This window comes from Pedobacter sp. UYP1, assembly GCF_040547305.1.
GTDB lineage: Bacteria > Bacteroidota > Bacteroidia > Sphingobacteriales > Sphingobacteriaceae > Pedobacter.
In genome coordinates, this window is the sequence record NZ_JBEPPL010000006.1 from 44,403 (window position 1) to 59,515 (window position 15,113).

Here is a 15,113-nt window from a genome sequence, read left to right on the forward strand (position 1 = left end):
TAATTTACTATACTTACTTTTTTTCAAAATACTGCCGTATATCAGGCTCTTGATTACCTGGTATTGTTTCTGTTTTATGAGGCTATAAGATCAGGTCCACGCACTGATTTTATGACTGATATGATTCCAGCATTCTTTTAATCAGCATCATCAGCAATGCTGCTCCACCAAAAGCAAACATAACCCAGGGCGTGCTGTGTATTCCATGCGCAGCTATAGAGGCTCCTCCAATGGCCGTTCCAATTGAAATACCCAGGTTCCCAAAAGAAATTGATATACTATTTGCGAATTCAGGTGCTTCTGATGCAGTCTCTATCATATAAGCTTGCGAGGTCAGAAAACAAGGAGTCTGTATAAATCCCCATACCGCTATAATAAGAATGGTAGTGACAGACATAGGTCCAGAAAAATAGATGGGCACAGCAATAAGGGTTAATGCGACCAGAAAAATTGCAGTTATCCGGGTGATATTCCTGGTTAATAGTTTACCGGCAACGTAATTCCCCAGAACACCTGTTAATCCAAATAGTAAAAGCATCAGACTAATTGTTTGCTCATCCATCCCATTAACCTTGCTTAGATAATCAGCAAAGTAACTGTAGGTACTGAAAATTGATCCGATCATCAGAAATGCAAATAGAGCACTGACAATAAAAACAGGCTTTTTTAGTATCTGCAGTTGTAAGCTATAGGATTTTTTCTCCGCAACGGGCATGGAAGGAAGAAGGGCTATAATTGCTATAAGTACGGTTAAACTTATCACTGCCTGTACCATAAAGGAAGATTGCCAGCTATTAAACAATCCGGCAATATAAGTTGCAAATGGTACTGTAGTGATCGTAGCAATTCCAATCCCTCCAATCACAATAGCCATCATTTGATGCACATCTTTTTGATCCGCATGAGTGGTAGCTGCTGCCACAGCTGTGGAGACTAATACCGGATGAAGGAAAGCAGGTAAAACTCTGACCAGCATCAACAGCCAGAACGGAGGTGCAAAGGAGGATACAATTCCGGTGAACAGAAATATAGTCATCGTCAAGGCCATCAGATATTTCCGGTTGTAACCAGATGCGAACATCGTCATGAAGGGGCCCGCCAGCGCAACAACCATTGCATAAGCACTTAATAACATACCTGCTTTATCAATACTAATCTGATAATAATCAGCTACCTGGGGAAGTATTCCAATGACACCGAACTCTGTTGTAATCATCCCGATCAGGCTGAGACACCCGATGAAGGCTATTTTATTTTTCATTTAATAAGCTATTCGAAATGGAACAATCATTCCTATTTTAATAGAACTAGTTTTTTACTGCATCCCAGGCTGCCTGGATATAAGTATCAATAGCCTCTTCTTTAAGCACGATATAATTACTGTGATGCAATTTGACCAGCGACACCAGAGATCCACTTGTAAAACCGATCCAGTCTTTAATGTCTCCATCTTTCATCAACTGCTGTTTTTGACCATCGAGATAAACTTCATCAAGATCTTTAAGGTACAGGCTTCCATGATGTTTAGCTTCTGGATCAATGGTTGGGGAATAATAGAATTGTTCTAAAAACATGAAATCCAAGGGCTCAGACAGGAAATAGGTGATCATTTTCTTCCACAAATAAACAAATCTTTGTTTAACAGAAAGACTTTTGTCATATCCTTCAGCAATTATAGATGATTCTTTGGTTTTTAAATGGAAGTATAACGCATTGACCAAAGACTCTTTATTCGGAAAGTAGTTATATATAGCACCCATGCCTGTATCTGCTGCTTTAGCTATTTCTGACATAGGGGTTGATTCAATACCTTTCTGAACTATTAATTTCAATGTGGCATTTAATATTTGCTCTCTTTTATTCATATAAAATTCTCAATTGAGATTACAAATGTATTAAAAATGGAATAAATATTCCATTTTTAATACATTTAATAATTCTCACCCAATAGTTTTATACTTTTGTGCTATCTGATCAGATCAATCAATATAATTATGGAAAAGAAATTCCCATTACCACCATTCACTCAGGAAACAGCTATACTTAAAGTACAAAATGCTGAAGATGCATGGAATAGTAAAGATCCCGAACGCGTATCTCTAGCCTATACAATAGACACAGAATGGCGTAATCGCGACCAATTCATAAATGGACGTGAGGAAGTAGTCAGTTTTCTCACGGATAAATGGAAAAAGGAACAGAATTACAGGCTTAAAAAGGAACTATGGGCTTTCACAGCCAATAGGATTGCAGTTAGATTTGAATATGAATTTAACGATGAGTCAGGACAGTGGTATCGCGCTTATGGCAATGAAAACTGGGAATTCAATGCAGATGGTTTGATGCAAAAGAGATTCGCCTCTATCAATAATATTCAAATTGAGGAGAAAGACAGGAAACTATTCTAATCTCAATATATTAGCCCCCAAATCCTCATCAAAAACACGTTCAAATTTCTGATCATGTGTAATCACCATAATCTCAAGTGATCCGGTTCCTACAGTACCAGATAAAATATGTCCGCCATAAGCCAGAAAATCATTTCCGGCAACAACTCCATGCAGATGGATGCTTGGTTTTCCTTTCTGCCAGGCAATGGAACCGCTCATACTTGCAAGTTCAACATCCTTGAATTCCCGGGGGTTAAATTTTTTCGCTTTTGAATCGAAAAATCCAAATACTACATTGACAAATCCCATACCTGTAAAATTTGCGGAAAGTATTTTTTCATCTTTAGCAAACGTTTCCAATTGTTCAACAATATTATCTCCTTTTTGAAGCACCAGAAGATAACCGGCTGGTACTTTAGCATATCGCTTATGCGATTCTGCCTTCTGAGCAAAGGTTACCCCTGTGAATCCCAAAAGTAAAATTAACGTGTATACAACTTTTAAGGTATTTCTCATCTTTTTTCTCAAAAATACCCTAAAGATTGAGGTTGTCAAAATCAGTTGGCTGATAGCTAAACCTCATTCAACTAATAAGGGCTCTTTACTCGCATGGCTGTAGCAGAAACAAGATAAATCTGGTGCTTTTTAGCAAAAGCACCAGATTACAGCTACTTACAGGTATAAACCCATTTACTTAAATCTCTTTTCTTAAGAATAGCGGAGTACTTTAAATTCTGAGCTTTAGGGCATACAGTATTCGAGAATTTACTTTGTGAGGTCTGATCAGTGTATTCAACCGCAAACACAGGTTTATTTTGTGCGATATAAGGTTTTACATCATTCTCCCATTTTTGATCAAAGGCATCTTCAGTTAATACCCAGTCAAATTTCTTGCTGTATTCTGCAGACAGTTCAGGTACATTTTTCTGGCCAATGCCCAGACCTCTGTCATGAGCCAGTTTAATCAGAAAATCACAATATAGTTTAGTGTCATTGATACTGATATCGAATCCTGTTTCATTACTGTAACTATCCAGGTTATCTGGTTCTATCGCATCAAATCCTTTACTGATAATTCTATCTATACGGGAATTAAGCCAGGGTCTTAGTTTTTCCCGTTGCCTGATATCAAGCCAGCGCTCCTTTGGCCACTCTGGATATACCTGTCCAATCACTTCTTTTGGAAGCAGATTAATATCAGGCCTGTCGTCTTCAATTGTTCCGGCAGAAATATATGCAATGACTTTTTTACCTTGAGCATGCAGTGCCGCTACCTGCTGGGCAGTTGTCGTAAATGCATCCACATCAACTACTTCTGCGGTAAATGTATCACTGTTTTTCAGGTCATCCAGACACCAGTCAAATGTTACACCTGCTTTGGGTTGCCACCAGGAAACTTGAGCAGCCTCATTCTGATTACCGCCTGTGACATTGTCGTCACCATTGTTTGTATGCTCTTTTTGACAAGCGGTCAAAGAAAGCATCAGCATTGATACTAGAATTGTGTTTTTCATAATTGTAGGTTATTGTTAGTTGTTTAAAATTTATTAGACAGTGCAAATGTGTTTTTAAGATCTTTCCATTTGCCTTTGGTAAAATCAGGAAACTGCTGTGGCATATTCTCTTCCTGTATTGACTTCTCAGAAAGTGGGGTGATGACGCTCATCGTTAATGAATCGTAAATATCTATTGGAGTTTGGATCCGCTGTTTAACAGCTTCCACAAAAGCGTTAAATACAAACCAATCCATTCCGCCGTGCCCTGCACCATCCGCCTCATGCTGATGCTTTTTCCATAAAGGATGGTCATATTTGTCCAGCCATGTTTTGGCCTTGTCCCATTCATCATAGGTCCCGGATTCACCTTCTATATAAATTGAATCTGCAACATCCATCCACAAACCGCGGGTCCCCTGTACCCTGAATCCTAATGAATATGGTCTGGGTAAATGCGTATCATGTGTTAAAGTCACCGTTTCTCCGTTTGCGCAGTTCAGCATAGTGGTAACCAGGTCACCATTTTTGAAGTTTACTGCCAGGTTTTTATTTCCGGGAGACTTTTTCTCAATATATTGATGCAGTCCTCTTGATTTGGAAGCAAACGAAACCAGATTTGTAAACTGATTCCCCCTGTTGATATCGATATAATTCATAATCGGGCCAGCACCATGAGTCGGGTAAATATCTCCATTCCGATCTGCGTTCCATTGTGTGCGCCATTGGGCCTCACCAACTGTATTTGGGCCAAACTCTCCTCCCTTTCCGTCAAAAGATTTTCCATCATTAAACAAAACACCTCTGAGGTCATGTTGGTATCCTCCTTCTAAATGTATCAGTTCTCCGAAAACATTATTCCGGACCATATTCAATACAGCAAGTACATCGCGTCGGTAACAAACATTTTCAAGCGTCATGTAAGGGATTTTCGTCTCTTCATAAACTTTTAAGATCTCCCAATGGTCTTCTACTGTAATACCTGCAATCACCTCACACCCCACATACTTCCCAGCTCTCATTGCATCGATGGCCTGTTCTTTATGAAACTCCCATGGTGTTGCAATAATCACTGCATCTATATCTTTTCGTTCCAGCAGCTTTTTATAAGCATCAAGCCCTCCGGTATATTCGGCTGGAAGTTTCTTACCTGCCTTTACAAACTGTGCACGGCAATATTTTAAAGAACTCTCCTGTGTATCACAAATCGCAGTTATTTCCACATCCGAACGAAGGAGTCCTTCGCTGATATGATTCCGGCCTCTTAAGCCTACACCGATATAACCTAATTTGATCTTGTCTTTAGCATTCGCAAATAATACGTCCGACGGCATTAAAGTAAGCCCCGCCAATCCAACTAATCCGTTGGCACAAAAATGTCTTCTATCCATGATTTTAGCTCTTAATTAACTGATGTTTTTTAGCCTCTTTAAATATTACTTTGTCCATGAGCTGGGCGTGGGCAAACAACTCCTTTAGCAATTGGAGTTGTGCTCTGGTACGTTGAAGATTATGATGGGGAGACTCTATCTTATAATAAATATCTCCGTTAAGGTAGTCTGTTAAAAATCTTACTGCTTGCATATAAGGCAGCAAAAGAACACCTTTAATCAAAGACCTTAATTCCCATTCATTCAGGAATTGCCCGGCTTCTTTCATATAGCCTTTGGTATAAGCCTTAAATAGCGGAAGATTTAATTTGATGTTAAACAGTTCCGCTTCATCCTCGGCCGCTGTATTAATAATGGTACGGATAGCATCCCCAAAATCATAAGCAATGTAATCTGCCATTACCGTATCCAGGTCAATTATGCACTGCGCCTTTCCTTTCAAATTCAACAGCACATTGTTAAACTTGGTATCATTGTGAGTTACACGCATAGGCAAAGTGAGCCGTTGTTCGTCTTCCTGAAAAAACAACATAGACTTAGCGCTGGCTTGTATGGTTTCCAGTTCCGGTAATACGCCCTGGACACGGTCAAAGGAATCTGCATTTACTGCATGTGCCAATTGTCCCAGCCTTTTTTCGATATTATGAAAATCAGGAATTACCTCATACATTACTTCTGGAGAAAGATCGCAAAGCATGGCTTGAAATTTCCCGAAAGCTTTTCCACCTTCATAAGCTTGCTTTTCTGTTTCAACTACATCATAAGTTTTGGTATCCTTTAAGAAATGGCACATTCTCCAATATTCACCAAGACTATCCTGATAAAAATAAGGGCCGGATTTAGTGGCAACCATTGTCATTACCTCCTTTTCGGGATTGCCTTTACCGGCTATAATCATCTTATTTTTAAGATGTGCAATAACTCTGCACATGTTTTCCGTAAGCCTGGGAACATCTTTAAAAACATGGTGGTTGATCTTTTGAAGCAAATAGTCATGTTCCTCACTCACCAGGTTCTTTAGCCGGTAAGTATCATTAATATGTCCTGTCCCATATGATCTGAGAGAAGAAATATCAACATGACATTTAAACTGAGAGGTGATTTCAAATAAATTCTTAATTCTTTTCAAAATATAACTTTAAGATGAATGGATAATTTTAATAAGCTGATTCGTCCGCTCCAATATCTACGCGGCCATTTCTCACTCTCGCTTCTTTATCAATGTCAAATTCTCCAGGTTGAGCCACAAATGAGGGTAAGCCTCTGTTAACACATACAGAAGCATTGCCTAAATGAAGATTTGGATTAGGCAAGGCGGCCGAAACAAAAGAAGGCGCACCGTAATTTGAATTTGCATCTAATCCAGTTCCAGTTTTAAATGCAGCAAAAGAAGGATAGGTAATACCGTTAATCCCACCCCAATCAAAAGTAACAGTGGCCGAAGAGCCAGAAGCAGAGAAATAATTGTTATAATCAAATACCAGATTGGTTGAGGTATAACCAGAAGAGGCGACGATCACAATATTACTTGCAGACTGAATAATATTGTTGCTGATGGTAAGATGATCGGTATTTTGAAGATGGATTTCTCCTCCCCAGCCAGTTTTTGAGTAATTTTTAAATAGGGTATTATTGGTAATTGTCGAATTAATCACCTTGCTGTTTGAAGCATTTGAACCCATTATTATTCCAGCTTCTACATTATTATAGATGAAGTTGCTCCTGATATTGATCCCATCTGTACTATTATTATTGTTTTCACAACCCGCACTAATCCCCGTTGAGTTTTCATAACAGGTATTGCCTTCAATATTGATCCATTTTGCTCCATCTGCATAAATACCGGCAGAAGTTGCCACTGGTGAAACACAACGGTAAACTTTGTTGTATTTCACGTTACCATTGCGGGCAAAGTTGACATTTGCTGGTGCACCTGTCCAGGAATAATTACCCGTCATGTCAATCCCAATATTGGTGATATCATGCACGGTATTATTCTCTATCAGGAAATTCTCTACATTACCTGCTACAGTGAGTCCTTCGCTGTAGCCAGTTGTACAATTATAAATTTCATTGTTCCCAATGTAGATCTGGTTATAGGAGTTCGCAGCTGTTCCCACAATAACTAATGGATTAGCATTATCACTTGAGGAAGGAATAGTGGAGGGATTTGCTGTCCACCCAACGTTGTATATTTTACAAGCTGTAAAATGCACATCTGTCCCTGAGCCCGACATATAAATGCCAGAAGCAAAGCTCCGGATATTATTAGCAATCTGGATAGATTGGATACGGATATGGCTTTTACTTGAAATAGCAATCATTGCATTTTGTGCCGTATTGGTTGCATTGGTACCGTCAAGGATTACAGTACCGCCGTTATAATTAGTCAGGGTTATAGGCTCCGTTGCGGATGCTCCCGAATTAGGCCAGTTCAGCCGTTCTTTATAAGTCCCGCCAGCCACAAAAATTGTACTGCCAGCGCCATCTGTTGTTTTATTTAATGCAGCCTGGATAGTTTTTAATGCCGCAGCTGCTGTTGTACCTGAATTGGCATCGTTTCCACTTGTGCCATTTACATAATAACTGGTCAAAGCAAGCAGCATGGTTTTGTCTTTTGAGGTTGCTGATTGACCGGGTTCTGCATTATTCATTTTGGAACAGGCACTAAAAAGCCCTGCAAGGAGGATAAAAATGATTACTTTTTTCATATCGGTTTAGGTTAAATTTCAGTTTACAGCTTAAAGAATATTTTGTTTTTATATAGCCAGTAACAGAGTGAACATTCTGCAAACCAAACGGCTAAAGCAGAGATCAACCCCGTAAAACTGACAGGCAGATTGAAAATTAAATGCAGCATATCTCCGGTAAAAATCCCGACAGCAGCATTAAGCCATTCATGCCCGACAGTTTCGAAAAAGACATAAATGAAAATGGCATTCATCCCTACTACGGTAAAAACCCAGGCGTATTTTATATTTTGCTTTACATCTACCAGCCAGTAAATCGCTGCCAGCATAAGCAGTACCCAACCTCCGGATGCAAAAACAAAGGAGCTGGTGCTGATTCTTTTGATGATCGGTGTAATGCCAGTCAAATCCATTCCGAAACCAATCAGCAGCCCGACGCTACCTGCAAATACCAATGCTTTGATTTTTTCTGCTGCTGATAGTTTAGAGACTAAGAGCTTACCAGCCAATACGCCCCAAATGGTATGCGCGGCAGTAGGGATAGCATTGATTGCCACCCAGCCATCGCTGTTTATTTTTCCCATAAGCAGGGTATCTACATAAGCTCCAAAATTATGATACTCCACAAAAGGGTGATCAAAGCCTGGTATCAGTACATAACGGTATAAAGTTTCGGTTATAATCAACAGCACTATGGAAAACAAGAACTGAAATACCACAGTCCTGTCAATAATGAGATAAGCGACAATACTGGTAAAGGCAAGTTGAGTCAATACATTCCAAAGTTCAAAAACTGGTTTCCCTGCATAAACACAATGCAGCCCTGTACCAAAAAGGAATAGTTTAAAACTCCGGATTAAAACATGTTTCAAGTTCCGCTGCCATGTGATTCCTTTTTCCACTTTTCTGCTGTAGGAAATATATAATGCAGCTCCTGCCATGAACATAAATGCTGGTTGTACGAGATCCCAGAAACGAAGTCCATGCCATGGGTGATGAAAAAGCTGATCAATTAGAGGTGACCCTTCGTCCAGCCTTTTCAAGGACACAAACACTAAACAACTTTCTGCGCATAGCAGGATCATGATCATTCCCCGCATCACGTCTAAAGACATAAGTCTCCCCGCTACAGTCTGATTATCTGTATTTTTCATCGATATAAATTTGTTTTTTTCGGAGTATTTATTGTTTTTTCATTGAACTTACTCTAACATTTCCAGAAGAAATCCAGGTTGCCCTTCATCGGGTGCGTATCCAAGCGATACAGACCAATCACTCTTGGTTGCGATAATACCTATTCTTGCCCCTGAACCCGTGAGATTTTTCAACTTACCGCGTGCCAGCCGCATTTCAAACTTTAATATCCCGCCCTCTTCTACAATTGTTCCGATTTGATAAGCTTCTGTGATCGGCTGCTGCTGGAAAGAAAAACTGGTTTGGGAACCGTTATGATAAAAAATATCCATGTTCGCAGTGAGCAGTTGCCCTTCTAACAGAATATCATAACCACCTCCTGGAAAACCACCAAGAAAACCAGTAGCACTACTATTGTCTGAATCTATATAAAAATCAAAAATATCAGCATTAGATTTTCCAGAAGCCATCTCCATATAGATGTAGATATAATTTCCATCGTAGTCATATTTAACTTTTCTAAAAACACCTCCTTTAACACCCGAAGTAATGACATTTGTAGTAACCGTATTCCAATCATCCAGTGTCTGGTCATTTAATTTCACAGGACTGCTTTTCGCAATTCTGATCACTGTTGAAGCTTCTGCAGGCTGACCATTAACTGTTGCATAAAGTGTAGGTACATATTTTCCTTTCCCGGGATAAATATGAACAGGGTTTGCTTCTGTTGAAGATTGTCCATCTCCAAAATCCCATTTATAGCTGGATATACCGGTTGTTACTGGTTTAAATTTCACCTGGTTACCATCTACCTCCAGTGTATAAGACAAATCGGTAAATTTTTCACTTTTATCCTTCTTACAGGAACTCCATACTGAACCCATCAGAATCAGTATAAAACCTAATTTTTGTATAGTTTTCATCAGTCTATGATTTATGGGTTTTGAATAGCCTTTGGATTACTAAGTACTTCGTCTACAGGAATAAAATAAATGATTCTTGGATTGGTATAATCTACAACCAGATTTGGATAACCCGCAGGAGTTTTGGAGAGTTCTATATCTGTTTCCTTTAAGCCCTGAATATGATAACCCCAATAGCTTTTATTCATTTTTCGTTTATTTCTGAACACATCGTATGAACGGTGTCCTTCAAAAGCCATTTCTATTCTCTTTTCATCCAGCACCACATCCATCGCTGTTGAGCCAGAGGGAAGTGTTTGATGATAAAGCGATGCTTCCAGCCCCCGGTTAGCGCGAATTTGATCCACATCATCCAGTGCTGCTGCTGTATTCCCTGTTTTCGCCTCGGCCTCTGCTCTGTTTAAATACATTTCACTCAACCTGAATAAAATCGGCGAGCTTAGATTAGGGGAACCATCCTGAAAAGAAAATTTGCTGATATAATAGACTTCGATCCCATTCTTCTTTTGAACGGCTCCATCTCCATCTTTAAGTGGTTTTATATAAGACCATCTGACATCTTCCGGGTGCTTTGACATCAGGTTTCGCAGTGAAGAAGAAGCGTATTCTTCTCCCCATCCGGAATTACCGTCAGAAAAAACCATAGAAGCTATAGATCCGAATTTACCATAGTCATCAATAGCTGTAAATGCCACACATAAGATGGTCTCATTACCGGCCTTTGCATTAGCAAACAAAGCAGGATAAGTAGTTTTTGTTTCCAGTTTAAAGCGGCTCGAAGTAATTACTTTGTTCGAATAATCAATAGTTTTGGCATGATCTTCTTTATAAAGGTTTACTCTGGATAAAAGTGCCCATGCTGCTTCTTTGGAAGCATATTGGACGCCTCTGGAAAGACTCATCAGTGAAGCTCCTTTTTCCGCATCTGCAATGACAGCATCATAAACTTCAGCAACCGTAGACCGGGCCTTCTTTGCCTCATCCGTTAGCGACCTCCGGAGAATAATACCGGGTGAACCAGCATCAACGGAATAGGGCTTGCCAAACAGGCGCACCAGGTTAAAATGGCAATAGGCCCTGATAAAGTAACACTCGCCCAATAGCTGCTGCGTTTTAACATCCTTCTTATCAGATTTCTCTACGGCATCAATTATGGTATTTACCCCAGTTATGATTTTATAAGATACATACCAGAAATAGCGGGTATTACTTTGTCCCGGAGAATGTAAAAGGTTGAAACTATAAAACAAAGGATCTTCAGTAACCTGTCCGCAAACGATGTCATCACTTGCAAAATCAGATAACTGATAAAATTGCCGGAGATACATGTTATTCTGATCGACAATACCATTAAAAGCTATATGATCTTTAAATAAAGCATATGCTCCATTTAAAGCATTTGTCAGGCCTTCTTCTGTGGTGACCAGATCTGTTGTATTAATTGCGTCACTTGGTGAAACCTCTGCATTTTTACAACTGCTTACTGCAATAAAAAACAGAATAAATATAATTTTCTTCATCTTATTAAAAATTAAAATTGACAGTGACCAAGTATTGCCTGTTATTCGGATATTTAAAATCAGATACTCCAGGAGTTGCATTTCCTGGCGTAATGGTGGTTTGGGGATCCTGACCCAGGAAGTTTGAAAAGGTGGCCACGTTATCTGCTGTTACGCCAACGGTAATCCGCTCCATGTTTAATTTCTTCGCAAAAGTCTGAGGCAAAGTATAATTCAAAGCAATGTTCCTGATCGTCAGATAGCTTCCATTTTTCAAATACCGGGTAGAGGTTTCAGTAGAGTTTGCTGAATTCTGAGGGCTTGGTTCTGTGGCATCGGTATCTCCAGGAAAACTCCATACTTTTGATCCCGATGGCATCTGTATCTGGTTATAATATGGCTCATGTCCATCGTTCATCATAAAGCGCAGGTTATTACTAAATACCTTATTACCATAATTGAAATAAGTACTTATCCGCAGATTGAAATTTTTGTATTTAAAACTGTTGTTAAATCCACCTTGATACTTTGGAAGCGCACTTCCAACTTTTTGTATGGTGGCCTCCGAATAATTCATCGTCCGCTCACTCCCTATAGCTTTTCCATCTGCATCATTGATGATCTTTTCCCATACCGGCGCTCCGGTCTGGCTGTCTACACCAAGCCATTTGGGCATATAGAACTCATAAAGATTTCCTCCATTACTGTAGATCTGGGAGATGTTCCAGGAGCCTGTTTTAACAATATCTGATGGCAATCCATACAACTTATTGTCATTAAAGTTGATGGTAAAATCTGTTGCCCATTCAAAGTCCCTGGTTTTAATATTGATGGTATTCAGACCAAGTTCTATTCCCCGGTTAATTACATTTCCTGAATTCTCCCATCTCGTTTCAAAACCAACAGAAAGGGGCTGAGAAACTTGTAATAAAAGATTTTTGGTATTGTTCCGGTAGGCATCTATAGTCAGGTTGACTCTTTTAAACAAACCAATATCAATACCTGCATTGATCTGGTGTTTACTTTCCCAGGTTAACAGCGGGTTTGCCAGCTGAAAAGGCACAGCCCCGATTAAGCCGTTGTATTGGGTGGTTAAAGAATAAAGGCCAAGGTATCTGGAAGAACCAATATCCTGTGTACCAGTAACACCATAACTAAATCTTAATTTCAAATTATCGATTGCACTATGACCTTTCATAAAATCTTCATTACTGATCAGCCAGCTTCCTGATAAGGCAGGAAAAGATGCATACCGGTTAGCTTTGGGAAAAGCTGAAGAACCGTCTACCCGAAAGGAAGCGGTTAAAAAATAGCGGCTTTTATAATTATAATTGACTTGAGAAATTATAGATTGAAGATATTTCTTATCATTTAATCCGGTTACAAGCTGGCCGTTTGAAACGACATTCAATACTTTCAATCCTGCAGGCAACCCTTTCCCCGAACCACCCGAAAGCTCAGTCTGTGATCCTTCTAAAGCTACGCCGGCAAAACCACTGATGGTATGGTCTGATAGTCTGAAGTTAAATTTCAAGAGATTATTTGAAATCCCGCCATAATTAAAGGTGTTCAATTCACTCAGAAATCCTTGTCCATGGTAAGTACCAGCGGTTAGTGGGGAATAGTAATTTGCCACTTTATTAAACGCTGCGGAACCCCGGTTTGTACTAGAAAATGTCAGCCAATCGTTGATATGATAATTTACAGCAAAATCGTAATTCACATCGAAGCCTTTGGTAGGATGATCGGAGTTTTCAACAGAATGAATAGGATTTACTTTATCTCTTGACCACCATTTAAAAGTAGAATTTCCGTCTACATATATTGGTGATCCATTTTCATCATATGGATTATCCCAGGGTAAATTCAGGAAGGCGTAATAAACATCATTGTAATCATAACTGTGCCCGTTTTGTGCACTAATGTTTATATTATTGGTGATACTGAGGTTTTTTGAAAAATTATAAGTTGAATTTGCTCTTAGATTTATCCTTTGAAAATCTGTATTCAGAAAAGTACCCTTTTCTTTATAATAGGAAGCACCTATGTAATAACTGTTTTTCTCCGTTCTGCCACTGGCAGAAAGATAAACGCTATTTATAGGAGCTGGTTTAAAGGATTCATTCGACCAGTCATAATCCTGGTTCCTTAAACTCAGTGGCCGCTCCTGATAGAATCTGGTCAAGTCTATTTTGTAAGAATTGTCTGGAGCTCCAACAATATAATCGCGGTAAAACTCCATTTGATGATCATAAAGTTCATTACTGTTCATCAAATTCATTTTCCCAAAGTCTGGTGTCTTAAATCCGGAAGAAACTTTAACCTCAAAATTGATTTTATCAGTCTTAGCACTCTTTGTAGTAACGATAATCACACCTGCATTTGCTTGTGAACCATATAAAGCAGTAGCACCTGCATCTTTAAGGACAGTGATACTTTCTACATCGTTGGGATCATAATTCCCACCAATAATACCATCGACTACCACCAGAGGGCTTTGGCTTGCATTCACAGAAGAAACACCCCGGAGCCTGATTTCAGGAGCAGATCCTGGTGCGCCCGAGCTATTGATCACTTGTAAGCCAGCAACTTTCCCCTGTAACATTGCCCCAATATTATTGGAAGTTACATCCTTTAATTTTTCTGAAGAAACGACTGATACAGCACTGGTAAGTTCACTTTGCTTCTTGGAATCATAGCCCACTACAATTACATTGTTCAGCTGACTCACATCTTCATCCAGGATAATATGGAGAAGCTGCCCTGGAACTATCTTTACTTCTTTACTCAGATATCCAATAAAAGAGACGGTCAATACTGCATATTCATTGACTCCTTTTAACAGGAAGCCTCCTTCTGTGTCTGTACTAACTACTCTTTTTTGTCCCTTTATGCTGACCGATGCGCCAGGTAAAGGACGCCCATCTTTATCGATGACCTTTCCTTTTACATCAACATCTTTAATTATAATTTCTGGTAATACGGGGACAACGGATTTCGCCTTAATCAATATTGTTTTCCGGTCAATTTTATAGGTTAAATTTTGGCCTTTCAATAAGATCTCCATCACCTGATCAAGTTCTGAATTCTTAAAATCTACATTAATTTTCAACTGACCATTTACATTTTGATCAGAATACAAAACTCTGAACCCTGCTTGTTTTTTGATTTCCAAAAAAACCTGCTGAAGCGTAGTATTCTGTTTTGTATAACTGATCCGTTGTGCAAAACCAGCCGCACTAACTTGCAATAAGCAAGTTGTAATGATGGCGACAATCAGGTTAATTCTCATTAGTAATTTTCTTTTATTCTTTGTTAAGGCTTGCTGAATAACAAATTTCAGGATAAATAAAAGTTTAGGATATAGCCATATGCGTAGCATACCTAGGTTAAAAGCATTTAATTTCATACTTTCGTAAGCTTGGGTTAATACATGAACGGATCTCAATTTTGTTTTTTGGGTTAACTCAGATCTTTGCCATGGAAGTGCTGATACACTTTCATGGCTTTCTCTTAAAAACCGGCTTATTAACTTGCTTTTCCCTTGATTCTTTTCATTTTGTTTTGGTTTAGTTGGTTGGTTGGTTTGCTGG

At 39.1% G+C, this 15,113-nt stretch carries 12 protein-coding genes; 1 reads left to right on the forward strand and 11 read right to left on the reverse strand.

Translation table 11 applies throughout. From position 1 onward, the window contains the following. Positions 1-109: 109 nt before the first annotated feature. Together ABIB30_RS13870 and ABIB30_RS13875 are read right to left on the reverse strand one after the other, a co-directional pair. Positions 110-1,261 (reverse strand): MFS transporter, encoded by a 1,152-nt coding sequence (locus ABIB30_RS13870; protein WP_354302956.1) that lies wholly within the window; start codon positions 1,259-1,261, stop codon positions 110-112. A 46-nt stretch (positions 1,262-1,307) separates the two neighbouring features. Beyond that, positions 1,308-1,865, reverse strand: coding sequence for a TetR/AcrR family transcriptional regulator (locus ABIB30_RS13875; protein ID WP_354302958.1), 558 nt, complete (start codon positions 1,863-1,865; stop codon positions 1,308-1,310). 129 nt (positions 1,866-1,994) lie between these two features. Between ABIB30_RS13875 and ABIB30_RS13880 the strand changes: the two genes are divergently transcribed. Next, on the forward strand, positions 1,995-2,408 hold the full coding sequence (locus ABIB30_RS13880; RefSeq protein WP_354302960.1) for a DUF1348 family protein: 414 nt from the start codon (positions 1,995-1,997) through the stop codon (positions 2,406-2,408). Here the strand turns inward: ABIB30_RS13880 and ABIB30_RS13885 are convergent. The 9 genes from ABIB30_RS13885 to ABIB30_RS13925 form a co-directional block, all read right to left on the reverse strand. Next, positions 2,400-2,906, reverse strand: a complete 507-nt coding sequence (locus ABIB30_RS13885; protein ID WP_354302962.1) for a PPC domain-containing DNA-binding protein — start codon at positions 2,904-2,906, stop codon at positions 2,400-2,402. The genes ABIB30_RS13880 and ABIB30_RS13885 overlap by 9 nt on opposite strands. Positions 2,907-3,058: 152 nt before the next feature. Continuing rightward, positions 3,059-3,904, reverse strand: coding sequence for an endo alpha-1,4 polygalactosaminidase (locus ABIB30_RS13890; protein ID WP_354302964.1), 846 nt, complete (start codon positions 3,902-3,904; stop codon positions 3,059-3,061). Positions 3,905-3,927: 23 nt separating this feature from the next. After that, the gene (locus tag ABIB30_RS13895) at positions 3,928-5,274 is read right to left on the reverse strand and encodes a Gfo/Idh/MocA family protein (RefSeq protein ID WP_354302966.1); all 1,347 of its coding nucleotides are present in this window, start codon (positions 5,272-5,274) and stop codon (positions 3,928-3,930) included. Positions 5,275-5,278: 4 nt separating this feature from the next. Continuing rightward, positions 5,279-6,403 carry a phosphotransferase enzyme family protein gene (locus ABIB30_RS13900; protein ID WP_354302968.1) on the reverse strand — a complete coding sequence of 375 codons (1,125 nt, stop codon included), beginning with the start codon at positions 6,401-6,403 and terminating at the stop codon, positions 5,279-5,281. A gap of 28 nt (positions 6,404-6,431) precedes the next feature. Next, on the reverse strand, positions 6,432-7,985 hold the full coding sequence (locus ABIB30_RS13905) for a right-handed parallel beta-helix repeat-containing protein (RefSeq protein ID WP_354302970.1): 1,554 nt from the start codon (positions 7,983-7,985) through the stop codon (positions 6,432-6,434). A 23-nt stretch (positions 7,986-8,008) separates the two neighbouring features. Then, positions 8,009-9,118 carry an acyltransferase family protein gene (locus tag ABIB30_RS13910; protein ID WP_354302972.1) on the reverse strand — a complete coding sequence of 370 codons (1,110 nt, stop codon included), beginning with the start codon at positions 9,116-9,118 and terminating at the stop codon, positions 8,009-8,011. A 48-nt stretch (positions 9,119-9,166) separates the two neighbouring features. Continuing rightward, entirely contained in the window at positions 9,167-10,021 is an 855-nt protein-coding gene (locus ABIB30_RS13915; protein WP_354302974.1) for a PKD domain-containing protein, read from the reverse strand. Positions 10,022-10,032: 11 nt separating this feature from the next. Next, positions 10,033-11,541: a RagB/SusD family nutrient uptake outer membrane protein gene (locus tag ABIB30_RS13920; RefSeq protein WP_354302976.1), complete on the reverse strand. Its 1,509-nt coding sequence runs from the start codon at positions 11,539-11,541 to the stop codon at positions 10,033-10,035. Between the two features lie 4 nt (positions 11,542-11,545). Then, positions 11,546-14,812 carry a SusC/RagA family TonB-linked outer membrane protein gene (locus ABIB30_RS13925; protein WP_354302978.1) on the reverse strand — a complete coding sequence of 1,089 codons (3,267 nt, stop codon included), beginning with the start codon at positions 14,810-14,812 and terminating at the stop codon, positions 11,546-11,548. Between the last annotated feature and the right edge of the window lie 301 nt (positions 14,813-15,113).

Coding starts and splice junctions, on each gene's coding strand:
- ABIB30_RS13895 (WP_354302966.1), bottom strand. CDS start 5,274: ATGGATAGAAGACATTTTTGTGCCAACGGATTAGTTGGATTGGCGGGG.
- ABIB30_RS13890 (WP_354302964.1), bottom strand. CDS start 3,904: ATGAAAAACACAATTCTAGTATCAATGCTGATGCTTTCTTTGACCGCT.
- ABIB30_RS13870 (WP_354302956.1), bottom strand. CDS start 1,261: ATGAAAAATAAAATAGCCTTCATCGGGTGTCTCAGCCTGATCGGGATG.
- ABIB30_RS13925 (WP_354302978.1), bottom strand. CDS start 14,812: ATGAGAATTAACCTGATTGTCGCCATCATTACAACTTGCTTATTGCAA.
- ABIB30_RS13880 (WP_354302960.1), top strand. CDS start 1,995: ATGGAAAAGAAATTCCCATTACCACCATTCACTCAGGAAACAGCTATA.
- ABIB30_RS13905 (WP_354302970.1), bottom strand. CDS start 7,985: ATGAAAAAAGTAATCATTTTTATCCTCCTTGCAGGGCTTTTTAGTGCC.
- ABIB30_RS13910 (WP_354302972.1), bottom strand. CDS start 9,118: ATGAAAAATACAGATAATCAGACTGTAGCGGGGAGACTTATGTCTTTA.
- ABIB30_RS13885 (WP_354302962.1), bottom strand. CDS start 2,906: ATGAGAAATACCTTAAAAGTTGTATACACGTTAATTTTACTTTTGGGA.
- ABIB30_RS13920 (WP_354302976.1), bottom strand. CDS start 11,541: ATGAAGAAAATTATATTTATTCTGTTTTTTATTGCAGTAAGCAGTTGT.
- ABIB30_RS13875 (WP_354302958.1), bottom strand. CDS start 1,865: ATGAATAAAAGAGAGCAAATATTAAATGCCACATTGAAATTAATAGTT.
- ABIB30_RS13915 (WP_354302974.1), bottom strand. CDS start 10,021: ATGAAAACTATACAAAAATTAGGTTTTATACTGATTCTGATGGGTTCA.